This window comes from Streptomyces polygonati (assembly GCF_042650325.1).
GTDB classification, from domain to species: domain Bacteria; phylum Actinomycetota; class Actinomycetes; order Streptomycetales; family Streptomycetaceae; genus Actinacidiphila; species Actinacidiphila polygonati.
In genome coordinates this window covers 251,969-273,688 of sequence record NZ_JBHSBB010000010.1, presented here as the reverse complement: position 1 = coordinate 273,688, position 21,720 = coordinate 251,969, and the positions used below count along the sequence as shown (strand labels likewise).

The 21,720-nt window shown below is 73.4% G+C and carries 18 protein-coding genes; 13 read left to right on the top strand and 5 right to left on the bottom strand.

Translation table 11 applies throughout. The annotated features are described in order from the left end of the window. Positions 1–15: 15 nt before the first annotated feature. The 4 genes from ACFO3J_RS13850 to nudC all read left to right on the top strand — a co-directional run bounded on the left by ACFO3J_RS13850 (position 16) and on the right by nudC (position 8,279). Positions 16–3,519, top strand: coding sequence for an ATP-dependent helicase (locus ACFO3J_RS13850; RefSeq protein ID WP_386429606.1), 3,504 nt, complete (start codon positions 16–18; stop codon positions 3,517–3,519). A gap of 109 nt (positions 3,520–3,628) precedes the next feature. Beyond that, positions 3,629–7,015, top strand: a complete 3,387-nt coding sequence (locus tag ACFO3J_RS13845) for a UvrD-helicase domain-containing protein (RefSeq protein WP_386429604.1) — start codon at positions 3,629–3,631, stop codon at positions 7,013–7,015. A 68-nt stretch (positions 7,016–7,083) separates the two neighbouring features. Beyond that, the gene (locus ACFO3J_RS13840) at positions 7,084–7,335 is read left to right on the top strand and encodes a hypothetical protein (protein ID WP_386429602.1); all 252 of its coding nucleotides are present in this window, start codon (positions 7,084–7,086) and stop codon (positions 7,333–7,335) included. Then, the gene (gene nudC, locus ACFO3J_RS13835) at positions 7,332–8,279 is read left to right on the top strand and encodes an NAD(+) diphosphatase (RefSeq protein ID WP_386429600.1); all 948 of its coding nucleotides are present in this window, start codon (positions 7,332–7,334) and stop codon (positions 8,277–8,279) included. The genes ACFO3J_RS13840 and nudC overlap by 4 nt, the downstream gene beginning before the upstream one ends. A gap of 123 nt (positions 8,280–8,402) precedes the next feature. Here the strand turns inward: nudC and ACFO3J_RS13830 are convergent, their stop codons facing one another. Then, positions 8,403–8,660 (bottom strand): glutaredoxin domain-containing protein, encoded by a 258-nt coding sequence (locus ACFO3J_RS13830; protein WP_386429599.1) that lies wholly within the window; start codon positions 8,658–8,660, stop codon positions 8,403–8,405. Between the two features lie 259 nt (positions 8,661–8,919). Between ACFO3J_RS13830 and ACFO3J_RS13825 the strand changes: the two genes are divergently transcribed. The 5 genes from ACFO3J_RS13825 to ACFO3J_RS13805 all read left to right on the top strand — a co-directional run bounded on the left by ACFO3J_RS13825 (position 8,920) and on the right by ACFO3J_RS13805 (position 12,880). Further along, positions 8,920–11,142 carry an ATP-dependent DNA helicase UvrD2 gene (locus ACFO3J_RS13825; RefSeq protein WP_386430208.1) on the top strand — a complete coding sequence of 741 codons (2,223 nt, stop codon included), beginning with the start codon at positions 8,920–8,922 and terminating at the stop codon, positions 11,140–11,142. Between the two features lie 149 nt (positions 11,143–11,291). Beyond that, positions 11,292–11,666 (top strand): hypothetical protein, encoded by a 375-nt coding sequence (locus ACFO3J_RS13820; protein WP_386429597.1) that lies wholly within the window; start codon positions 11,292–11,294, stop codon positions 11,664–11,666. A gap of 131 nt (positions 11,667–11,797) precedes the next feature. Then, a complete protein-coding gene (locus ACFO3J_RS13815) occupies positions 11,798–12,187 on the top strand; it encodes a WhiB family transcriptional regulator (protein ID WP_386429595.1) in 390 nt (129 codons plus the stop codon). Continuing rightward, the gene (locus tag ACFO3J_RS13810) at positions 12,184–12,519 is read left to right on the top strand and encodes a hypothetical protein (protein ID WP_386429593.1); all 336 of its coding nucleotides are present in this window, start codon (positions 12,184–12,186) and stop codon (positions 12,517–12,519) included. Before ACFO3J_RS13815 ends, ACFO3J_RS13810 begins: the two co-directional genes overlap by 4 nt. A 166-nt stretch (positions 12,520–12,685) precedes the next feature. Continuing rightward, positions 12,686–12,880: a hypothetical protein gene (locus tag ACFO3J_RS13805; RefSeq protein ID WP_386429591.1), complete on the top strand. Its 195-nt coding sequence runs from the start codon at positions 12,686–12,688 to the stop codon at positions 12,878–12,880. A 71-nt stretch (positions 12,881–12,951) separates the two neighbouring features. Here the strand turns inward: ACFO3J_RS13805 and ACFO3J_RS13800 are convergent, their stop codons facing one another. Both ACFO3J_RS13800 and ACFO3J_RS13795 read right to left on the bottom strand, forming a co-directional pair. Then, positions 12,952–14,301 carry an ABC1 kinase family protein gene (locus tag ACFO3J_RS13800; protein ID WP_386429589.1) on the bottom strand — a complete coding sequence of 450 codons (1,350 nt, stop codon included), beginning with the start codon at positions 14,299–14,301 and terminating at the stop codon, positions 12,952–12,954. Positions 14,302–14,309: 8 nt separating this feature from the next. Continuing rightward, the gene (locus tag ACFO3J_RS13795; RefSeq protein WP_386429587.1) at positions 14,310–15,482 is read right to left on the bottom strand and encodes a TOMM precursor leader peptide-binding protein; all 1,173 of its coding nucleotides are present in this window, start codon (positions 15,480–15,482) and stop codon (positions 14,310–14,312) included. A 226-nt stretch (positions 15,483–15,708) separates the two neighbouring features. Here ACFO3J_RS13795 and ACFO3J_RS13790 point away from each other — a divergent pair, with 226 nt between their 5' ends. From ACFO3J_RS13790 to ACFO3J_RS13775, 4 genes are all read left to right on the top strand, one after another. Then, the gene (locus ACFO3J_RS13790; protein WP_386429586.1) at positions 15,709–16,302 is read left to right on the top strand and encodes a M48 metallopeptidase family protein; all 594 of its coding nucleotides are present in this window, start codon (positions 15,709–15,711) and stop codon (positions 16,300–16,302) included. Positions 16,303–16,401: 99 nt separating this feature from the next. Then, entirely contained in the window at positions 16,402–17,979 is a 1,578-nt protein-coding gene (locus ACFO3J_RS13785; RefSeq protein ID WP_386429584.1) for a TerD family protein, read from the top strand. 6 nt (positions 17,980–17,985) lie between these two features. Then, on the top strand, positions 17,986–18,669 hold the full coding sequence (locus ACFO3J_RS13780) for an AIM24 family protein (RefSeq protein WP_386429583.1): 684 nt from the start codon (positions 17,986–17,988) through the stop codon (positions 18,667–18,669). Between the two features lie 16 nt (positions 18,670–18,685). Beyond that, a complete protein-coding gene (locus ACFO3J_RS13775) occupies positions 18,686–19,447 on the top strand; it encodes an AIM24 family protein (protein WP_386429581.1) in 762 nt (253 codons plus the stop codon). A 125-nt stretch (positions 19,448–19,572) separates the two neighbouring features. On the opposite strand, the gene ACFO3J_RS13770 is transcribed toward ACFO3J_RS13775, so the two are convergent. After that, a complete protein-coding gene (locus ACFO3J_RS13770; RefSeq protein ID WP_386429580.1) occupies positions 19,573–20,109 on the bottom strand; it encodes an NUDIX hydrolase in 537 nt (178 codons plus the stop codon). Further along, the gene (locus tag ACFO3J_RS13765) at positions 20,106–21,611 is read right to left on the bottom strand and encodes a zinc-dependent metalloprotease (protein WP_386429578.1); all 1,506 of its coding nucleotides are present in this window, start codon (positions 21,609–21,611) and stop codon (positions 20,106–20,108) included. The genes ACFO3J_RS13770 and ACFO3J_RS13765 overlap by 4 nt, the downstream gene beginning before the upstream one ends. Positions 21,612–21,720: the final 109 nt, after the last annotated feature.

Here is a 21,720-nt window from a genome sequence, read left to right as displayed (position 1 = left end):
CACCGACCGACCATCATGAAACCGGCTGATCACGTGAACCTCTCTCCTCCGTCCGCCGCTGCCGCGCCGGGCGTCGCCCTGTCCGACCGGCCGGGCACGCCGTACGCGACGGGCCCGGGCGTCGGAGGCTACCGGCTGGTGCGCGCGCCCGTGGTGCCCGCCGCGCCCCCTGTGCTGGACGCGGCGCAGCGGGCGGTGGTTGAGCACCGGGGCGGGCCGCTGCTGGTCCTGGGCGGTCCCGGCACCGGCAAGACGACCACGCTGGTCGAGGCGGTGGTAGCCAGGGTGCGGTCCGGTACCCCGCCCGAGCGCATCCTCGTACTCACGTTCCACCGCAGGGCCGCGCTGGCGCTGCGGGACCGGACGGCCGCGCGGCTCGGCGCCGAGGGCTCCGCCGGCCGGGGCGGCTCCGACCGCCGGGCCCGCCCGCGCGACCCCGACGGTCCCGGCGGCGGGGTCCCGGCGGCGCCGCACACCGCCACCTTCCACTCCTTCTGCTACGCCCTGCTGCGCGCCCACCAGCCCGCCGAGCGCTACGCCGAACCCGTCCGGCTGCTGTCCGGGCCCGAGCAGGACCTGCTGGTCCGCGAACTGCTGGCCGGACAGATCACGCTGGCCCGCGACGGACGCGCCCATGTGCGCTGGCCGGACGACCTGCGCGCGGCCCTGACCACCCGCGGATTCGCCGACGAGGTGCGCGCCGTGCTGGCCCGCAGCCGCGAACTCGGCCTCGCGCCGGACGCGCTGCGCTCCTTCGCCCACCGCCTCGGCCGCCCCGACTGGCGGGCGGCGGCGGACTTCCTGGCGGAGTATCTGGACGTCACCGACCTGCAAGGGGTCATCGACTACACCGAACTGGTCCAGCGCGCGGTCCGGCTGGTCGGCCGGCCCGAGGTCCACGCCGAGCTGGCCGGGCGCTACGACGCGGTGTACGTGGACGAGTACCAGGACACCGATCCGGCGCAGGCCCGCCTGCTGCGCGCGCTGGCCGGCGGCGGCCGGACGCTGGTGGCCTTCGGCGACCCCGACCAGTCGATCTACGCGTTCCGCGGCGCCGACGTCAACGGCATCCTGGACTTCCCCGAGCGCTTCCCCCGGCCCGACGGCCGGCCCGCTCCCGTCCGGGTGCTCACCGCATCCCGGCGGGCCGCCGCCCCGCTGCTCGCCGCCACCCGCCGCCTCACCGAGCGGATGCCGCTGCCGCGGCTGCCCGCCGCCACCGCCCGGGGCCACCGCTCGCCGACCCCGCCGCCGGGCCGCGCCGCGGGCACGGTCGCGGTCCGCACCTATCCGACCCCGGGCGCGCAGACCGACTCCGTGGCGGACGTACTGCGCCGCGCCCACCTCGAAGACGGGATCCCCTGGCGCGACATGGCGGTACTGGTCCGCAGCGGCACCTCGCTGCCGCCGCTGCGCCGCGCCCTCACCGCGGCGGGCGTCCCCGTCGACCTCGAAGCCTCCGACGCCCCCCTGCACGCCGAACCCGCGGTGGCGCCGCTGCTGCTGGCGCTGCGGGTGGCGGCCAGGTCCGCGCTGGGGGGGCGTCAGGACCCGCCGGAGACGTCGTCCGAGGACGACGGGGACAACGGGGACGACGGGGACGACAGAAGCTCCCCGGACGAGGGCCCCGGGACCCCCGGGCTGGAGCTGACCGTCGAGGACGCCCTCACCCTGCTCGGCTCGCCGCTCGGCGGCATGGACGCCGCGGACCTGCGCCGGCTGGGACGGGCGCTGCGGGACGAGGAGCGGACGGCCGGGCGGGCCGTACCGCGGCCCTCCGACGTCCTGATCGCCGAGGCCCTGGCGCGCCCGGAACGGCTGACCACCCACGACCCCGCCTACGCGCGCGGCGCCCAGCGGCTGGGCCGGTCGCTGAAGGAGGCCCGCCGCGCCCTGGCGGACGGCGGCACCGCCGAGGAGGCGCTGTGGGGCCTGTGGGCGAACTCGCCGTGGAGCGCGCGGCTGGAGCGTGCCGCGGTGCGCGGCGGCGCCGGCGGCCGCAACGCCGACCGGGACCTGGACGCGGTGTGCGCGCTGTTCGAGAGCGCGGCCCGCGCCGAGGAACGCACCGGGGGCCGGGGCGCCCTCAACCTGATCGAGGAGCTGTCCGCGTTCGACATCGCCGCCGACACCCGTACCGCGGCCGCCGTACGGCCCGGCGCCGTACGGCTGACCACCGCCCACCGCGCCAAGGGCCTCGAATGGCGGCTCGTGGTGGTCGCCGGGGTGCAGGAAGGCGTCTGGCCCGACCTGCGCCGCCGCGGCTCCCTGCTGGAGGCGGACCGGATCGGCTCGGACGGCCTCGCGCCGCCGCTCACCCAGGGCGCCCTGCTCGCCGAGGAGCGCCGCCTGTTCTACGTGGCCACCAGCCGCGCCCGCGAGCGGCTGCTGGTCACCGCGGTGCGGTCCGCCGCCGACGACGGCGACCAGCCGTCCCGCTTCCTGGCCGAACTCGGTGTCCCGCCGCAGGACGTCACCCAGCGCCCGCGCCGCCCGCTGGCGGTTGCCGCGCTGGTGGCGGAGCTGCGGGCCACCACGGTGGACCCGCGGGCCTCGGCCGCGCTGCGCGAGGCCGCGGCGGAGCGCCTCGCCCGGCTGGCCGCGCTGGACGACGACGGCCACGCGCTGGTGCCGGCCGCGCACCCGGACCGCTGGTGGGGACTGTACGAGCCGACCCGCTCGCAGGTGCCGCTGCGCGACCGGGAGCAGCCGGTGGCGCTGTCCGGCAGCGCCCTGGACCAGCTCGCCAACACCTGCTCCCTGCAGTGGTTCCTCGGCCGCGAGGTCAAGGCCGAGCCCGCGTCCACCGCCGCCCAGGGCTTCGGCAACGTGGTGCATGTGCTGGCCGACGAGGTGGCCTCCGGCCGGACCCCGGCCGACCTGGACGTACTGATGACCCGGCTGGACTCCGTGTGGGACGCCCTCGCCTTCGACGCGCCCTGGAAGTCCCGCCAGGAGAAGGACAACGCCCGCGCCGCACTGGAGCGCTTCCTGCACTGGCACGTGATGGAACGCGGCCGTACCGCCGTCGCCACCGAGCACGACTTCGACGTCACCCTCGGCGCCGGGGACGTCCAGGTCCGCATCCGCGGCAGCATGGACCGGGTCGAGACCGACGCGCACGGCCAGGCGTACGTCGTGGACTTCAAGACCGGCCGCGCCAAACCGACCGCCGCCGAAGTCGCCCACCACCCGCAGCTGGCCGTCTACCAGCTCGCCGTACGCGAGGGCGCCGTCGATCCGCTGTTCGGCGGACAGCGGCCCCCCTCGGGTGGCGCCGAACTCGTCCAGCTGCGGATTGGCGCCACCCGGCGGGACGGCGGGGACACCGTGCCCGCCGTCCAGCGGCAGGCACCGTTGGAGGGCCCGGCGGGGGAGTGGGCCGAGGAGCTGCTGGCCCGCGCGGCCGGGCGGGTGCTGGACGAACGCTTCACCCCGGCGACCGGCCAGCACTGCGCGCACTGCGCCTTCCAGGCCTCGTGCAGCGCCAAGGCGGAGGGCCGGCACGTGGTGGAATGACGGCGCGGCGCCCCCGCCTGCGCGTCCTCCGCTGCCTGTCCACTCCCTGCGGCCGGTGGTGACCTGGCCCCGCTCTCCGGTGTCGGCCCGGCCGGATAGCCTCACCAGGGTGGCAACCCGCATCACCCGACCCGAGCAGCTCAAGGAGCTGCTCGGCATCCCCTTCACCCCGGAGCAGCTGGCGTGCGTCACGGCGCCGCCCGCGCCCGGCGTGATCGTGGCCGGGGCCGGCTCGGGGAAGACCACCGTGATGGCCGCCCGGGTGGTGTGGCTGGCCGGCACCGGACAGGTCGCGCCCGAGCAGGTGCTGGGCCTGACCTTCACCAACAAGGCGGCCGGCGAGCTGTCCGAGCGGGTCCGCACGGCGCTGGTCCGGGCCGGGGTGACCGACCCCGATCCGCTGCCGCCCGGCCCCGGCGAGGCCGAGGCGCCGCCCGGCGAGCCCCGGATCTCCACCTACCACGCCTTCGCCGGCCAGCTGCTCAAGGACCACGGCCTGCGGATCGGCCTGGAACCCACTGCCCGGCTGCTCGCCGACGCCACCCGCTACCAGCTGGCGGCCAAAGTGCTGCGGGCGGCGCCCGGCCCCTACCCGGCGCTCACCAAGGGCCTGCCCACCCTCGTCTCCGACCTGCTGGCGCTGTCCGGCGAACTGTCCGAGCACCTGGTGCCGGCCGAGCGCCTGCGGTCGTACGACACCGAACTCGCCGCCGAACTGGCCGGCCTCGACCCGGCCACACGAGGCAACGCCTGGGTGCGGGAGGTACGGCAGGCGGTCGCCGGCCGCCGCGACCTGGCCGAACTGGCCGCCGCCTACCGGCAGGAGAAGCACAGCCGCGAACTGCTCGACTTCGGCGACCAGATCGCGCTGTCCGCGCGGCTCGCCCAGGAGCGGCCCGAGGTCGGCGTGATCCTGCGCGACCAGTACCGGGTGGTGCTGCTGGACGAGTACCAGGACACCTCGGTCGCCCAGCGGCTGCTGCTCGCCGGGCTGTTCGGCGGCGGCACCGGCCACCCCGTCACCGCGGTCGGCGACCCCTGCCAGGCGATCTACGGCTGGCGCGGCGCGTCGGTGGCCAACCTCGACGACTTCCCGCGGCACTTCCCCCACGCCGACGGGCGGCCCGCCGACCGCTACGCGCTGAGCGAGAACCGCCGCTCCGGCGGCCGGCTGCTCGATCTGGCCAACACCCTGGCCACCGAGCTGCGGGCCCGGCACGAAGGGGTCGAGGCACTGCGCCCCGCGCCCGGCGCCGAGCGCGACGGGCAGGTGCGCTGCGCCCTGCTGCCCACCCAGGAGGAGGAGACCGGCTGGCTCGCCGACACCATCGCCCACCTGGTCCGCACCGGCACCGCGCCCGGCGAGATCGCCGTGCTGTGCCGTACCGCCGGCCGCTTCGCCGACTTCCACGCGGCGCTGGTGGCCCGGGACGTACCGGTGGAGGTGGTGGGCCTGTCCGGGCTGCTGCACCTGCCCGAGGTCGCCGACCTCGTCGCCACCTGCGAAGTGCTGCACGACCCGACCGCCAACGCGTCGCTGGTGCGGCTGCTCACCGGCCCCCGCTGGCGGATCGGCCCGCGCGACCTGGCGCTGCTGGGCCGCCGCGCCCGGCAGCTCGTCCGGTACGCGGGCGGCGCACCGGCCGACGGCGCCGATCCGCTGGCTGCGGCCGTCGAGGGCACCGACCCGGCCGAGGTGGTCTCGCTGGCCGACGCGCTGGAGACCTTCCTGGACACCGCGCCGCAGCTGGCCGCCGACCGAGCCGGGCGCTCTTCCCAGCGGTCCGAGCCGGGGGAGGAACTGCCGTTCTCCGCCGAGGCACGGGTCCGGTTCGCCCGGCTGGCCGCCGAGATCAGGGAGCTCCGGCGCGCGCTGGCCGATCCGCTGATGGACGTGCTGCACCGGGTGCTGACCGTCACCGGCCTCGACGTCGAGCTGTCCGCGTCCCCGCACGCGCTGGCCGCCCGCCGCCGGGAGACCCTGCACTCCTTCCTCGACGTGGCCGCCGGATTCGCCGCGCTGGACGGCGAGGCGACGCTGCTGGCCTTCCTCGGCTTCCTGCACACCGCGGTCCAGTACGAAAAGGGCCTGGACAGCTCACTGCCGGGCGGCGAGAACACCGTCAAGGTGCTCACCGCCCACAAGTCCAAGGGCCTGGAATGGGATGTGGTGGCCCTGCCCGGCCTGATCACCAAGGGCTTCCCCAGCGAGCGCGGCCGCGAGTTGTGGCCGGCCAACGCCAAGGTGCTGCCGCACGGCCTGCGCGGCGACGCGGCCACGCTGCCGGACGTCCACGAATGGACCCGGGCCGGGCTCGACGGCTTCCGCGACGCGATGAAGGAGCACCAGCGCGTCGAGGAGTTGCGCCTCGGCTATGTCGCCTTCACCCGGCCCCGCTCGCTGCTCCTGGGGTCGGGCCACTGGTGGGGGCCCACCCAGAAGGCGCCGTTCGGCCCGTCGGCCTTCCTGGAGGCGCTGCGCGAGCACTGCGAGGCGGGCAACGGCGAGATCGAGCACTGGGCGCCGGAGCCCGAGCCGGAGGCGACCAACCCGGGCCTGGACGCCCCGGCCGAGCAGCCGTGGCCGCTGCCGCTGGACCCCGAGGCGCTGACCCGGCGCCGGCAGGCGGCGAAATCCGTGCTGGCGCACCTGGACGAGGTGCGGGGGGCGGGGGTGCCGGGGCCCAGGGGGGAGGCGGGGGACGGCGGCGGGGGTGCGGCCGGACCTGGTGACGTACGCGGACCCGGTGACGTAGCCGCGTCCGGTCGGGGGGCCGGTGAAGCGGCCGGGGACGGGACCGTGCTCCTTCCGGAGGAGGCGCGGCTGGTGGCCGCCTGGGACCGGGATCTCGACGCGCTGGCCGGGGAGCTGCGGCGGGCGCGGGCGACCGTGCGGGACGTACCGCTGCCGGCCTCACTGACCGCCTCGCAGCTGATGCGGCTGGCCGCCGATCCGGACGGCCTGGCCCGCGACCTGGCCCGTCCGCTGCCGCACGCGCCCGCGCCCGCCGCCCGCCGGGGCACCCGCTTCCACGCCTGGGTGGAGTCCCGCTTCGACGTCCGGCCGCTGTTCGGCCCGGAGGACCTCCCCGGGATCGAGTCCGGCGACGACATCGCCGACGAGCAGGACCTCACCGTCCTCAAGGACGCCTTCCTGCGCACCCCGTACGCCGACCGCGTGCCGTACCGGGTGGAGGAGCCCTTCCAGATCACCCTCGCCGGGCGGCTGATCCGCGGCCGGATCGACGCCGTCTACCGTGAGGGTGACTCCTACGACCTCCTCGACTGGAAGACCGGCCGCGCCCCCGGCAGCGCCGACCCGCTCCAGCTGGCCGTCTACCGGCTGGCCTGGGCCGAACTGCGGCGCGTACCGCTGGAGCGGGTGCGGGTGGCCTTTCTGCACGTCCGCACCGGGGAAGTGGTCCGCCCGGCCGGACTCCCGGACCGGGCCGGCCTGGAACGCCTGATCAACGGCTCCCCGGAGCCCTCGACGTAAGGGACGGGCGGCGGCTGCCCGGCGGGCAGCGGTCGGCCGGTCCGGGAGCGGCGGTTAGGCTCGTATCCATGAGCTCGACCCCGGACAACGACGTCCCGGACCCCGCCGTCCGCACCCGGCCGCGCGCCTCCTTCCGATGGCCGCGCACCTTCTCGGCCTGCGACGCCGCGCGGGACGTACGGGCCGTACCCGTACCGTTCCCGGGAATTTCCGCGCCGTCCGACGGTTGGCATCCAGTGGTGGAGAAGGTGGAGCAGTCCACGATGAATACGACGATCATGACGATCATGAATTCGAAGGGGAGCGGGAAGCAGCCTTGACCGGACGTCTCGACACGACAGGGCGGCCGCTGCCTCTCACCCATGTGGGTGTGGACCGGGCCGCCCACCACCGCCTCGACGAGGCGTGGCTCGCCGCGGCCTGGAGCCATCCGACGACCCGGGTGTTCGTGGTCTCCGGCGGCCAGGTGCTGGTCCAGGACACCGAGGACGGCCGCACCGAACTCGTGATGACCCCGGCGTTCGACGCCCCCGAGACCGAGATGCACCGCTATTTCCTCGGCATCGACCCCGCGGACGGGGTGCGCTACTTCGCCCTCCAGAAGGACACCCTGCCCGGCCGGATGGACGAGGTGGCCCGCCCGGCCGGCCTGCGCGAGGTCGGCGGACTCCTCGACCCGCTCCAGGCCGCGCTGATGGTGCACGCGGTCGCCCTGGAGAACTGGCAGCGTCTGCACCGCTTCTGCTCCCGCTGCGGCGAACGCACCGTCATCGCCGCCGCGGGCCACATCCGGCGCTGCCCGGCCTGCGGGGCGGAGCACTATCCGCGCACCGACCCCGCGGTGATCATGCTGGTCACCGACGAGGAGGACCGCGCGCTGCTCGGCCGCCAGGTCCACTGGCCCGAGGGCCGCTTCTCGACGCTGGCCGGTTTCGTCGAACCCGGCGAGTCGATCGAGGCGGCGGTGCGCCGCGAGGTGCTGGAGGAAGCGGGTGTGGTGGTCGGCGAGGTCGAGTACGTGGCCAGTCAGCCCTGGCCGTTCCCTTCCAGCCTGATGCTGGGCTTCATGGCCCGCGCGACCAGTTCCACCATCACCGTCGACGGCGAGGAGATCCACGAGGCCCGCTGGTTCTCCCGCGAGGATCTGCGCACCGCTTTCGAGTCCGGCGAGGTGCTGCCGCCGTTCGGCATCTCCATCGCGGCCCGGCTGATCGAACTCTGGTACGGCAAGCCGCTGCCGAGGCCGGGCGGCCTGCCGCAGTGAGACCCGGGCCGGCCGGTCGTGTCCGGACATGGGCGCGCCTCGGACCCCCGGCCGGTGGGCCGGGGGTCCGAGGCGTCGCGCACGGTGTCCCGGGGTGCTTCGCGCTCGGTGCCGGGCGCGGGGTCAGGCGGCGGTCAGCGCCAGCTTGACCTGGGCGACCGAAGGGTTCGTCAAAGTGGTGCTGGTGCCCGCCGGCGAGGAGATCAGCAGGGTGGGCACGGTCTGATTGCCGCCGTTGGCCTCCTCCACGAACTTCGCCGAGGCGGGGTCCAGCTCGATGTTGACCTCGGTGTAGGCGATGCCCTCGCGGTCCATCTGGCTCTTCAGCCGACGGCAGTAGCCGCACCAGGAAGTGCTGTACATGGTCACGTTGCCCGACATCCGTCTTCGCTCCTCGTTCCGGGAATATGCCTCTCGATGAACGCCCGGGACCGGCGCCGCATTCCGGGTCCCGGCCGGAGAAGCGGGAAGAAGGCCGACGAAGGCTGCGCGACGCTGCGGAAGGCTGTGCGACGCTGCGGAAGGCCGCGGAAGGCTGTGGAAGGCTGCGGAAGGCTGTGGACAACTTCGCCGGGGTGACGGTGGGACCTGGCAGAGTGGCGGGGTGACTGCGACAACCCACCACTCGCTCTTCCCCGCGATGCCCGACTCCGCGGACGCGGTGCTCGACGGCCTGGACCCCGAGCAGCGCGCCGTCGCCACGGCCCTGCACGGACCGGTGTGCGTGCTGGCCGGCGCCGGCACCGGCAAGACCCGGGCGATCACCCACCGGATCGCCTACGGAGTCCGCGCCGGGATACTGCAGCCCGCGAGCGTGCTCGCGGTCACCTTCACCGCCCGGGCGGCGGGGGAGATGCGCGGCAGACTGCGGGAGCTGGGCGCCGGCGGGGTGCAGGCCCGCACTTTCCACTCGGCCGCGCTGCGCCAGCTCCAGTACTTCTGGCCGCGGGCCATCGGCGGCGACATGCCCCGGCTGCTGGAGCGCAAGGTGCAGCTCGTCGCCGAGGCGGGCGCGCGCTGCCGCATCAAGCTGGACCGCAACGAACTGCGGGACGTCACCGGCGAGATCGAGTGGTGCAAGGTCACCCAGACCGTGCCCGAGGAGTATCCGGCCGCCGCCGCCAAGACCGGCCGTGACGTCCCCCGCGACCCGGCCGAGGTGGCCCGCATCTACACCACCTACGAGCAGCTCAAACGCGACCGCGGCGTCATCGACTTCGAGGACGTGCTGCTGCTGACCGTCGGGGTGCTCCAGGACCGCCCGGATGTCGCCGAGACCGTGCGCTCCCAGTACCAGAACTTCGTGGTCGACGAATATCAGGACGTCAGCCCGCTCCAGCAGCGCCTGCTCGACCTGTGGCTGGGCGGCCGGGACAGTCTGTGCGTGGTCGGCGACGCCTCCCAGACCATCTACTCCTTCACCGGCGCCACCCCCGACTTCCTGCTCGGCTTCCGCGGCCGTCACCCCGACGCCACCGTCGTCAAGCTCATCCGCGACTACCGCTCCACCCCCCAGGTCGTCGGCCTGGCCAACGGACTGCTCGGCCAGGCCCGCGGCCAGGCGGCCGCCCACCGGCTCGAACTCGTCTCGCAGCGCGAGGCGGGCCCCGAGCCCACCTACACCGAGTACTCCGACGAGCCCGCCGAGGCCGAGGGCGCCGCCCGCCGCATCAAGCAGCTCATCGACTCCGGGGTGCGCCCGAGCGAGATCGCCGTCCTCTACCGGATCAACGCCCAGTCGGAGGTCTACGAACAGGCGCTGGCCGACGCCGGGGTCCCCTATCAACTGCGCGGCGCCGAGCGGTTCTTCGAACGGCCCGAGGTGCGGGAGGCCGGCATGCTGCTGCGCGGCGCCGCCCGCGCCTCCACCGACCCGTCCGAAGCCGGCGCCACCATCCCCGAGCAGGTCCGCGACGTGCTCAGCTCGCGCGGCTGGGCCTCCGAACCGCCGGCCAGCTCGGGCGCGGTGCGGGACCGCTGGGAGTCACTGGCCGCGCTCGTCCGGCTGTCCGAGGATTTCGCGGTGGCCCGGCCGGAGGCGACCCTGGCCGACTTCGTCGGCGAACTCGACGAACGCGCCGGGGCGCAGCACGCCCCGACCGTCGAGGGCGTCACCCTCGCCTCGCTGCACGCCGCCAAGGGCCTGGAATGGGACGCCGTCTTCCTGGTCGGCCTGACCGAGGGCACGTTGCCGATCACCTTCGCCAAGACCGACGAGCAGGTCGAGGAGGAGCGCCGGCTGCTGTATGTAGGAGTCACCCGGGCCCGCTTCCACCTCGGCCTGTCCTGGGCGCTGTCCCGCTCCCCGGGCGGGCGCGGCGGCCGGCGCCCGTCCCGCTTCCTGGACGGACTGCGGCCGGGCTCCGGGGCTCGTGGCCCGCGCGCCGCGGGTGGCGCGGGCGGGGTGGAGCGCGGCCAGTCCGCCGGGCGCAAGCGGCGCGGCCCGGTACTGTGCCGGGTGTGCGGGCGCACGCTGTCCGAGGCGGGCGAGATCAAACTGATGCGCTGCGAGGACTGCCCCTCCGATCTCGACGAGGCGCTGTACGAGCGGCTGCGGGTCTGGCGGATGGAGCAGGCGAAGGCCCTCGGGCAGCCCGCCTACTGCGTGTTCACCGACAAGACGCTGCTGGCCATCGCGGAAGTCAGGCCGCCGGGAGAAGCGGAACTGTCCTCCATCGCCGGAGTGGGGGCCCGCAAACTCGACAAGTTCGGGGCGGACGTGCTGGCCCTGGTCGCGGGGCGGGAAACGGGAGCCGCCGAGCAGTCGGCGCCCGCCGCGGAAGCGGAAGGAGCAATGGCCGAACCCCTGGCGGAGCCCGAGGAGGACCCCTTCGACGAGCCCGAAGAATCTTCTTCCGAGTAAGCCGAAAAATAGTTTGCGCATCCCGCTGAGGTCCCCATAGCCTTCCTGAGCGCGAACGGGAACGACTCTTCCAAGAGCCCACCCGCTCGTGATGTACTAGGCAAGTCCGGTCCAACGCCCTTACGAGACGCCGAGAGGAGGCGAGCCCAATGATCAGCCTGATGACCACCATCAAATTGACCGATCGTTCGGTCATCGCCGCCTGCCCGCTCGGTGTCTCATCGCACGCCACCGGTCTGTCCATGACCTCCTCTCTGCTGCCGGTTCTGCCCGTGCGTGAGCGGAGTGAGCGACCGATCCAGGCGCCCGCGGCAGCGGCGGCAGCGGCACCGGCCCAGGCCTATGCCTTTGCGGCGGCGGCCTACGGCGCCGGCGCTGGTACCGCCGAGGGCGATCTCGCCGCCAATGGACAGATGGCCGCCGAAAAGGCGCTCACCGGACCGGCGCACAACGGACAGCAGAAGACGCAGCACGGCAGCGAGTGGGCCTTCCGCGGGCTCCAACCCTGGAGTGATCCAGCCTGATAGCGCATCAGGTCGGCACCTCAGGGCCGCGGAATCCCAGACCGGGATCCGCGGCCCTTCTGTTTTCTCCAGACAGAGACAACCGAAAACCGGCCGACCTGGCCGGACGACAGACGAGGAACGAACCAACCGTGCCTACCGCCCAGCACGAAACGTCCGGACCCAAGCCCGACCCGAGCCACCCTCCCCAGTGCCACGTGCCCGGGGACCCCAGCACCGCCCCGACTTCGGAGACCACCTTGCTGCCCCTCACCGAGCTCGACGACGAGATCGAGCGACTCGGCGTGCCCGTCCCGTGCCGGACCTACGACCCCGAGGTCTTCTTCGCGGAGTCCCCGGCCGATGTCGAATACGCCAAGTCCCTCTGCCAGACCTGCCCGGTCCGCGAGGCCTGCCTCGCGGGCGCCAAGGACCGCCGCGAGCCCTGGGGGGTGTGGGGCGGCGAACTGTTCATCCAGGGCGTGGTCGTGGCCCGCAAGCGGCCCCGCGGCCGTCCGCGCAAGAACGCTGTCGCGGCATGAACGCGAGGAAGACCCGGACCCCGGGCACCATCGATCGTCCGCTGACGCACGACCCGAAGAACCACGACTCCAAGAATCAGGCCCCCATGACACCCACCCTCGGCGACCTGTCCGCCAGCACCACCGACTCCTTCACCTCCCACCAGAACCGGAACCTGGAGCTGCAACTCATGCCAGAAGCCCTGGCTCGTGCCCACATGCACCAACGCCTGCAAGAGGCGGAACACGAACGCAGGGCCCTGCGCCTGCTCGCCGCCCGCCGACTCCAGCGGCGCGCCGAGCGCGCGTCGCTGCGCGCCCGCCGGGCGCTGGCCATGGCGGTGATGCAGTAAGCAGGCGCCCGAGCGGTAACCAGGACGCAGTAAGCCCGCCCCACGCGCGGCCGGACCGCCCACGATGCCGCTGACCTCGTACGATCCCGCGGGACCGGTCGAAACCGATCGGTCCCGCAGGTGCGTTGGGTGACAAACCTGGCAGCGGCGGAGGTATCGTCACCCAGTGGATCAGAAGACCTCTCAGACCACGACCACGCAGTCCACGACCACGTGCGCCCGCTGTGGCCACACCGCCGAAGGCCTGCCGCTGACCTGGGTCTGCTCCGTGGAGAACGGCGGTCGCCTGTACTTCTGCGACGACTGCGCCCGCAAGCACCTGCGCGGCATCGAAGGGCGCCTCGACTCGGCCCGGTGGTAGCGCCCCTTCACCGGGGCTCTCTCACCGGAGCCGGACCGCCGACGGGGGACCGCCGGAGCCGCATAACCGCCTCAGGCGGACTCCGCCGCACCTCCCGCGTCGAAACCGGGCAGCCAGTCGCGCAGTTCGTCCCGCAGCCGCACCGTCGCGCCCAGCTGGCACAGCACCCCGATGGTGCTCAGCGTCACCCGGTGGATCAGCAGATACGACGGCGGCAGATTCAACTGCTTGCCCAACTGGTGGGCGGGCGAACGCGGATCGGCGATCCTCGCCGCCTGCCCCCGCATCCAGGCCCGCTCGAAGGTGAACTCGTCCAGCCCGGCCGGCTCGATGATGGGCTGCAGATAGTCCAGCACCGCGTCGGCGTCCAGGGTGATCGCCGGCCGCACGAAACCCTCCTCGCGCAGCATCGCGTACACCTGCTCCGCGTCCCCGGCCAGCGCCAGCCGCAGCGCGGTGCCGATCGGCAGCGGCAGCCCTTCCGGCAGCCGGTCCACCGTGCCGAAGTCCAGCACGCCCAGCCGCCACCCCGAGGCCGGCCCGTCATCGGTCAGCAGCCGGAAATTGCCCGGATGCGGATCGGCGTGCAGCAGTCCCGTACGGGCCGGCCCGGCGAACAGGAAGTGCGCCAGCAGCTGCCCCGCCCGGTCCCGCATCTCCTGGCTGCCGCCCGAGATCACCTCGGACAGCGGCACCCCGTCCATCCACTCCGTGACCAGCACCTGATCGGCCTGATGCACGACGTCCGGCACCTCGATATCGGGATCGCCGCCGAACTCCTGGGCATGGACATGCTGGGCCCTGGCCTCCAGCTCGTAGTCCAGCTCCTCGGCCACCCGCTCCCGCAGCTCGGTGAGCAGCGGCTTGACGTCCATCCCCGGGATCAGCGGACCGAACAGCCGCGCCACCCGGCTCAGCTGTGACAGATCCGACAGCAGTGCCTCGCCGGCCCCCGGATACTGGACCTTCACCGCCACCGGGCGTCCGTCGCTCCACACCGCCCGGTGCACCTGGCCGATGGAGGCCGCCGCGGCCGGCTTGTCCTCGAACTCGCTGAACAGCGAACGCCAGTCCTTGCCGAGCCGCTCCGCCAGCACCCGGTGCACCGACCGGGCCGGCAGCGGCGGCGCCGCCTCCTGCAATTTGGTCAGCGCCGCGCGGTAGGGACTCGCCACATCCTCCGGCAGCGCCGCCTCGAAGACCGACAGGGCCTGCCCGAATTTCATCGCGCCGCCCTTCAGCTCCCCGAGCACCTTGAAGAGCTGCTCGGCGGTGCGCTCCTGCAACTCGGTGGCGACCTCGTCGGCCGGCCGGCCGCCCAGGCGCTTGCCGAGCCCGAGGGTGGCCCGCCCGGCGAACCCCAGGGGGAGCGCCGCCAGCTTCGCGCCGCGGGTCACAGCCTTGCGCGGAAGTTCAGACATGCGCCCCCTCATTTCCGATCGGTCACATGGCCATTGTGCCCCCCTCCGGCCCCGCAGCCGCAGTGCTCGTCCGCCGACAGCGTCCGCAGACGGGACGAAAGCCGCCCCAATGACAGCTCCACCCGGGCTCCCGAGCTCGGCGGCAGCCGCCCGTCCAGATACGCCAGCACGTGTGTCGCGGCCAGCCCGGCCACTGTCGTGGCCAGCGCGATGTCGCAGGCCGGCACCCCGGGCTGCCGCCCGGATCTGAGCTGCGCCAGCATCCGCGGCCACGCCGGGTCCTCCGCCGCCAGCCGCAGCCCCAGGCACTCCCCGCACCCGGTCCGCCCCGGCAGCACCAGCGGGCCCACCACGCCCGTGCCCTCCAGCACCCCCGCGTAGAGGTGCGGCACCCCCGCCGCCACCAGGGCTCGGGCCTCACCCACCTCGGGGGCGTAGGCGTCGATGCCGTCCCGGGGCGCGAGCACGGTGATCGCCGATCCGGGGAGGGCGCGGGCGCCGGGACCCGGTCCGGCCCGCTCGCCCTCCCGGCCCGGCTCCGGCTCTCCGGCCACCCGCGCCTCCGCGCCCCGGCCCGGGCCGCGCGGCTCCGGGGAGGCGCGTCTGACCGCCCCGCGGCCGGCGGCGTCGCGGCGGTCGCCGATGTGCTCGGCCGGGATGCCGCAGGGAGTGGCGTCCCAGGGCTCGACGCGGCCGGTGTCGATCAGGTCCACCCCGCCCACGCCGGCCGCGGACAGGACGGCGGCCAGGGCGGACCCGACCCTTCCCGCGCCGTGGACCCGCACCCGGGAGGCCCGGCGATGCCGTATCCGGGTGGCGGCGCCGCCGGGTCCCGGGTGGATCACGGACAGCGCGGCCAGATCGGGCCGCAGCCGGTCCAGGGCCGGGGCGCGGTGCCGCATGGTGGCGGACAGGGTGGCGTGGCTGGTCGCGTCGTCCAGCACGCCGCCCTCAGCGAGCAGCCCCAGCAGGCGCCTGACCCGGTCCGGGCCGAGACCGAGCGCGCCCGCGTCGCGGGTGAGGGCGGGTGCGCTGCGGGTGCCGTCGAGGAGGTCGAGGAAGCCGGCCGCGGCGCCGTCCACCGGTTCGAGCACGACCGCGTGGGCCGGGTCCATTCCGAACTGCACGCTTTCGCGGTCCCGCCAGCAGCGGCGCAGCGCGCTCTTCAGCATCGGTCGCATGACATCCTCCGTATCCGCCGGGCGTTTCGGTCCCGGTCGGCCGATATTCCGCGTTCACTCTGTGTGAGCGCGCAATGTCAGAATGCCGCAGTCGGCACGATGGGCTGCGAAGTTATCCACAGGCTGTGAGGAATAGTCATTCAATATGGCTGCAAACCGAGGTGATTTGCGGATCAATCGGCTCGGAGACAGGACGTCGCGGCGGCCCAGCGGGTAACGTCGAGGCGTGTCCGCCGATCCAGCGTCCAACCTCGCCAGCCAGCCCAGCCGCGGTCTCCGGACGAGCGCGGCCGGAGCGGTGGAGGTACGCCGCAGCGCCCGCCGGCGCCGAACGGTGTCCGCGTATCGCGACGGCGACCGTACCGTCGTCCTGATCCCGGCCCGGATGTCCGCGGCCGAGGAGCAGCGCTGGGTGGCCGTGATGCTGGAGAAGCTCGCCGCCCAGGAAAGCCGCCGGATGCCCGGCGACGACGAGCTGGCCGCACGTGCCGAACGCCTGTCCGAGCAGTATCTGCACGGCCACGCCGTGCCGGACACCGTCCGCTGGGTCACCAACCAGAATTCCCGCTGGGGATCGTGCACCCCCGCCGAGGGCAGCATCCGCCTGTCGCACCGGCTGCGCGGCATGCCCGAGTACGTCATCGACTACGTCCTGCTGCACGAGCTGGCGCACCTGCTGGTGCCCGGGCACGGCCCGCGCTTCTGGAAGCTGCTGGAGAGCTATCCGCGCACCGAGCGGGCCCGCGGCTATCTGGAGGGCGTGGACGCGGTGGACCGGCTGCCCGATCCGCAGCGGGACCTCGACACCGCCCGCGAATAGCCCCAAGACAATGGCCGCTGTCGGTCCGACCGGTTAGCCTGACGCAACGCACACGCAGTACGCACAGGCGGCGTTGAGGGGATGGGGGACGGTCGCACCATGGCCAGGGAATTCCAGCGTGGCCACAAGGCCAAGATCAGCGATCTCACAGCGGGGACCGATCTCTACGTCGGTGTGAACATCGCCGGTCCCGGTCTCGCTTTCGACATCAGCTGCTTCGGGCTGGACGCCGAGGAAAAGCTCTCCGACGACCGCTACTTCATCTTCTTCAACCAGCCGAAGTCGCCGGAGGAGTCCATCCAGCTGCTGGGCGCGCAGTCGGGTGACACGGAGTCCTTCCGGGTCACCCTGGACCGCGTCCCGTCGGCCGTGCGGAAACTGTCGTTCACCGCGACCATCGACGGCGACGGCCGGATGTCCCAGGTCGGCCCCGGCTATCTGCGGATCGTGGCCGGCGGCCAGGAGGTCGCCCGGTACGCGTTCACCGGCTCCGAGTTCAGCACCGAGCGGGCCGTGATGCTCGCCGACGTCTATCTCAAGGACGTCTGGCGCTTCGCCGCCGTCGGCCAGGGTTTCGACGGCGGCCTCGACGCCCTGCTGCGGAACTTCGGCGGCGAGGTCGCCGAGGAGGAGCCCGCGCCGCCGCAGGCCGCCGCCCCCGGTTTCGCCGCTCCCGGCTTCGCGCCCCCGCCCGGCCCTCCCGCCGCCCCGCCCCCGCAGCCCGCCCCCGGTTTCGCCCCGCCGCCCGGTCCTCCGGCGCCCCCCGCACCCTCCTACGACGCCCCCGCCGCGCAGCCCGCCCCGGTCGCGGCCTTCGGACCGCCGGCCCCCGCGCAAGGCTTCGGCCCCCCGCCGCCCGCTCCGGGCATCCACCAGGCGCCCACCATGGTCGCGCCGGTGGCCCCGCCCGGCGCCCCGCCGTTCGGGCAGGTCCCGCCGCCCACCGCGCCCCCCGGTTACGGCCAGCCGCCCGGGTTCGGCGCCGCGCAGTCCGCGGCCGTTCCCACCCAGGGCGCGGGCCTCGCCGCCGCCATGCAGAAGTACAAGGAAGTGCCCACCGGCCAGCGCTGGACACTGCAGAACCCGAAGATGGTGCGCGCCGACCTCGGCCAGGCCGGCGGCCAGCCCGTGCTGGCCCGCCAGGGCGCCATGATCCTCTACCAGGGCAAGGTCGACTTCAGCTACAAGGGCGCCGGCTTCAAGGGCCGCGTCGTCGGCAATCTGACCGGGCAGGAGATGCAGCTGATGCGCTGCACCGGCTCCGGCCAGGTCTTCTACGCCGACAACGCCGCCTATCTGCACCCCATCGAGCTGCAGGGCGACGCCATCTGCGTCTCCGCCGAGAATGTGCTGGCCTTCGACGAGAGCCTCCAGCACGAGGTCCGCCGGATCGAGGGCCACGGCATCCCCGGCGGCGCCCTGTTCACCATGCAGTTCCAGGGCACCGGCACTGTGATCGTCAAGACCCACGGCACCCCCGTGGTGCTCCCGGTCACCCCCACCACCTACGCCGACAGCAACGCCATCGTGGCCTGGTCGGCCGCCGCCCAGGTGATCGTCTCCAGCCAGGTGCGGCTGCGCAGGACCGCCTATCCGGGCCACAGCGGCGAGACCGTGAATCTCCAGTTCCGCGGCGCTCCCGGCAATTTCATCGTCGTCCAGCCCTACGAGGTGTGACCCGCCATGGACCAGCAGATGATCGCGGGCTACGCACCCACACCGGTCGCCGCCCGGATGGAGAACCACGGCTCCGCCATGCTCAAGGTCGCCATGCAGACCGGCCACGACCTGTTCGCCCGCAGCGGCTCGATGGTCGCCTACGAGGGCTTCGTGCAGTACGAGCCCAACCCGCCGGCCGTGCGGCAGATGGCGTCGGCCTGGCTGAGCGGTGAGAGCACCCCGCTGATGAAGTGCAGCGGCGACGGCCTGCTCTATCTGGCGGACTACGGCGCCGACGTGGTCTGCCTGAATCTCAACAACGAGTCGGTGTCCGTCAACGGCACCAATCTGCTCGCCTTCGACGCCCATCTGACCTGGGGTGTCGAGCGGGTCAAGGGCCTGGCCAAGTTCGCCGGGCAGGGCCTGTTCAATGTCGCGGTGACCGGCGCCGGCTGGGTCGCCATCACCTCCCGCGGCACCCCGATCGTCGTCGACTGCGGCTCGGGCGCCGACGAGACGTATGTCGACCCGGACGCGCTCGTCGCCTGGTCGTCGGGGCTGAAGATGAAGGCCAAGCGAAGCATGAAGGCGTCGTCGCTGATCGGGCGCGGCAGCGGCGAGGCCTTCCAGATCGCCTTCTCGGGGCAGGGCTTCGTGGTCGTACAGCCCAGCGAGGACAGCACTGACCGGCTCCGGTTCCGGGGCTGAGGGGGAGCGACACATCATGCAGAGCCCGCTTTTCGCCTACACCGAGGTCCAGGACCAGGACCACTACAGCCTGCAGAACTCGTATCTGCTCCGGGTCCGCCTCGACGGCAACACCGGCCCCGACTGCCTGGCCCGCAAGGGCTCGATGGTCGCCTACCAGGGCATGATCGAGTTCGACGGCGAGTACCAGTCGCCGTATCAGCGGCGCGACCGCCGGCACACCGGTGAAGGCCTCGACCTGATGCGCTGCTCGGGGCAGGGCACCGTCTATCTCGCCAACCTCGCCCAGCAGGTCCACATCCTCGATGTGGACCACGACGGGCTGACCGTCGACAGCGCCTATGTCCTCGCGCTCGACTCGGGGCTGCACTGGGACGTCATCGCGGTCGACACCCAGTTCGGGCTGTCCGGCACCGGCCAGTACAACCTGAACATCTCCGGGAGCGGCAAGGCGGCCCTGATGACCTCGGGGAAGCCGCTGATGATGCCGGTCACCCCCGACAAGTACGTGTCCTGCGACGCGGACGCGGTGGTCGCCTGGTCCAGCAGCCTGCGGGTCCAGATGCAGGCGCAGACCAGCAGTTCCTCGGTCTTCCGCCGCCGCGGCAGCACCGGCGAGGGCTGGGAGCTGAACTTCGTGGGCCAGGGTTATGTGCTGGTCCAGCCCAGCGAGCTGATGCCGCCGCAGAGCGTGGCCCTCGGTGGCCTGCGCGCGCAGTTCGGCCTCGGCCAGGCCGGCCACGACCTGAACCCGGGCAACATCTGGTCCAACCGTTAGCACGGCTCTCCGCCGGCCGAACCGCCGGCGGAGAGCCCGGCCGGCAGATCGTCGTGTGGGTGCGCCCCCGGGCCGGGCGGGGCGCACCAGCACACACCGCCGCTACGGGTCCCGGTGCGCCGGCCTCACCGCTGGAGCAGCCCGCGGGCCCGGTCCAGTAGCCCGCGTACGGAACCGTCGGCCACCTCGCCGACCTCCTCGTAGGAGAACCAGCGCAGGTCCAGCGACTCCTCGCTGATCGATTCCACCGCGCCCCGCGGCGCCACCGCGGCGTACTGCACGTCCAGGTGCCAGGCGCAGGGAGTCAGATGCCGGTCCAGCTGCACCGGCTCCGGGACCAGCAGCCGCAGCCCCTCGATGCCGGACTCCTCGGCGCCCTCCCGCAGCGCGGCACCCGGCAGCGTCGCGTCCTCGGGTTCGCAGTGCCCGCCCATCTGCAGCCACAGCCGCAGCTTGGCGTGCAGCGTCAGCAGGACGCGCTCCCGCGGTGGATCGACCACCAGGACACTGGCGGTGATGTGCCCTTCCCGGCAGGGCCTCCACAGGCCGTCCGGATGGGCGGCCAGATGCGCCAGATACTCCTGGCGCAGCTTCTCCTGGCCGGGATCGGGCGCACTCCAGCCTTCCAGGACGCGCACCGCGTCCCTGTGCAGCTCGCTCACTTCGCGGCGTCGCCGTCCTCGCCGGGGCCGGAGCCCTCGGAGTCGTCCCGGCTCTCGTCCGCCTCGTCCGTCTTATCGGTCCTGTCGTCAGGGCGGGGAGCGTCCTGCTGCGGACGGTCGCCCTTCTTCAGCAGGTTCGTCGCCTCGCCCGCCGCCTCGCCGAGCATCTCGTCCAGCTCGGAGAAGTCGAAGGACTCGCGGTGCACGAACCCGTCCGGGTCGTCCAGGTCGGCGGCCGTCGGGAGCATGTCCGGGTGGGCCCACAGGCCGTCGCGGCCCTCCATGCCCCGGGCGTCGGTGAGTGAGGCCCACAGCCGGGAGGCGTCCCGCAGCCGCCGGGGCCGCAGTTCCAGGCCGATCAGGGTGGCGAAGGTCTGCTCGGCCGGACCACCGGTCGCCCGACGACGGCGCAGCGTCTCGCGCAGCGCCCCGGCGGACGGCAGATGCGGGGCGGCGGCCTCGTGCACCACCGCGTCCACCCAGCCCTCGACCAGTGCCAGCGCCGTCTCCAGCCGGGCCAGCGCGGCCTTCTGCGCCGGAGTGTCCTCGGGCTGGAACATGCCCTGCTGGAGTGCCTCCTGGAGCTGCTCCGGCTGCGACGGGTCGAGCTGGCCCACGGCCTCCTCAAGGCGGGCGGTGTCCACCTTGATGCCCCGGGCGTAGCCTTCGACGGCGCCGAACAGATGGGCCCGCAGCCACGGCACATGCGCGAAAAGCCGCTGGTGGGCGGCCTCCCGCAGCGCCAGATACAGCCGGACCTCTTCCTGCGGGACGCCCAGACCGTCGCCGAACGCGGCGACGTTCGCCGGCAGCAGCGCGGCCTTGCCGGCCGGGACCAGCGGCAGGCCCACATCGGTGGAGCCGACCACCTCGCCGGCCAGCGTCCCGAGCGCCTGCCCGATCTGCGAGCCGAACATCGCGCCGCCCATGGACCGCATCATGCCGAGCAGCGGGCCGGTCATGGCCTGCATCTCCTCCGGCAGTACGTCACCCATCGCGCCGGCCACCCGCTCGGCGACCGGATCCACGAGCTCCTTCCACACCGGCAGGGTCGCCTCGACCCATTCCGCGCGGCTCCACGCCACCGCGGTGCCGGCGCCCGAGGGCAGCGAGGTCGCACCGTCCAGCCACAGGTCGGCCAGCCGCAGCGCCTCCTGGACCCAGTCCCGGTCCGCGCGGCCCACGCTGGTGTCCTTGACACCGTCCGGAGTGCCCTGCGCGACGGTCTGCCGGGCGATGTCCTTGGCCATGTCCCAGTTCACCGGCCCGCCCTCGTAGGAGAGCATCTGGCCGAGCTGCTGGAAGGCGGCTCCCAGGTCGTTCGGATTCAGGGAGCCGAACATCGCCGCGAACGGGTTGTCACCGCCGCCGGCACCGCCGAAGCCGAAGGGGCCGGCCGGCTGGCCGCCGCCCTTGCCGTCCCCGCCGTCGCGGTCCTTGCCCTGGTCCCCGCCCTCGGGCTCCTCGGGAGGGACGCCGAATCCGAATGGGATGTCACTCACGGGATTCCTCGGCTCTGTGTCGTGATGGGCGATGTGTTGAGGGAACTGTGTGATGGGCTGTACCTCCAGCCTAGACACCTGTCCGGCAGGATGGCTGGATACGTAACTG

Coding starts and splice junctions, on each gene's coding strand:
- ACFO3J_RS13850 (WP_386429606.1), top strand. CDS start 16: ATGAAACCGGCTGATCACGTGAACCTCTCTCCTCCGTCCGCCGCTGCC.
- ACFO3J_RS13840 (WP_386429602.1), top strand. CDS start 7,084: ATGAGCTCGACCCCGGACAACGACGTCCCGGACCCCGCCGTCCGCACC.
- ACFO3J_RS13830 (WP_386429599.1), bottom strand. CDS start 8,660: ATGTCGGGCAACGTGACCATGTACAGCACTTCCTGGTGCGGCTACTGC.
- ACFO3J_RS13825 (WP_386430208.1), top strand. CDS start 8,920: ATGCCCGACTCCGCGGACGCGGTGCTCGACGGCCTGGACCCCGAGCAG.
- ACFO3J_RS13820 (WP_386429597.1), top strand. CDS start 11,292: ATGATCAGCCTGATGACCACCATCAAATTGACCGATCGTTCGGTCATC.
- ACFO3J_RS13810 (WP_386429593.1), top strand. CDS start 12,184: ATGAACGCGAGGAAGACCCGGACCCCGGGCACCATCGATCGTCCGCTG.
- ACFO3J_RS13800 (WP_386429589.1), bottom strand. CDS start 14,301: ATGTCTGAACTTCCGCGCAAGGCTGTGACCCGCGGCGCGAAGCTGGCG.
- ACFO3J_RS13795 (WP_386429587.1), bottom strand. CDS start 15,482: ATGCGACCGATGCTGAAGAGCGCGCTGCGCCGCTGCTGGCGGGACCGC.
- ACFO3J_RS13785 (WP_386429584.1), top strand. CDS start 16,402: ATGGCCAGGGAATTCCAGCGTGGCCACAAGGCCAAGATCAGCGATCTC.
- ACFO3J_RS13780 (WP_386429583.1), top strand. CDS start 17,986: ATGGACCAGCAGATGATCGCGGGCTACGCACCCACACCGGTCGCCGCC.
- ACFO3J_RS13775 (WP_386429581.1), top strand. CDS start 18,686: ATGCAGAGCCCGCTTTTCGCCTACACCGAGGTCCAGGACCAGGACCAC.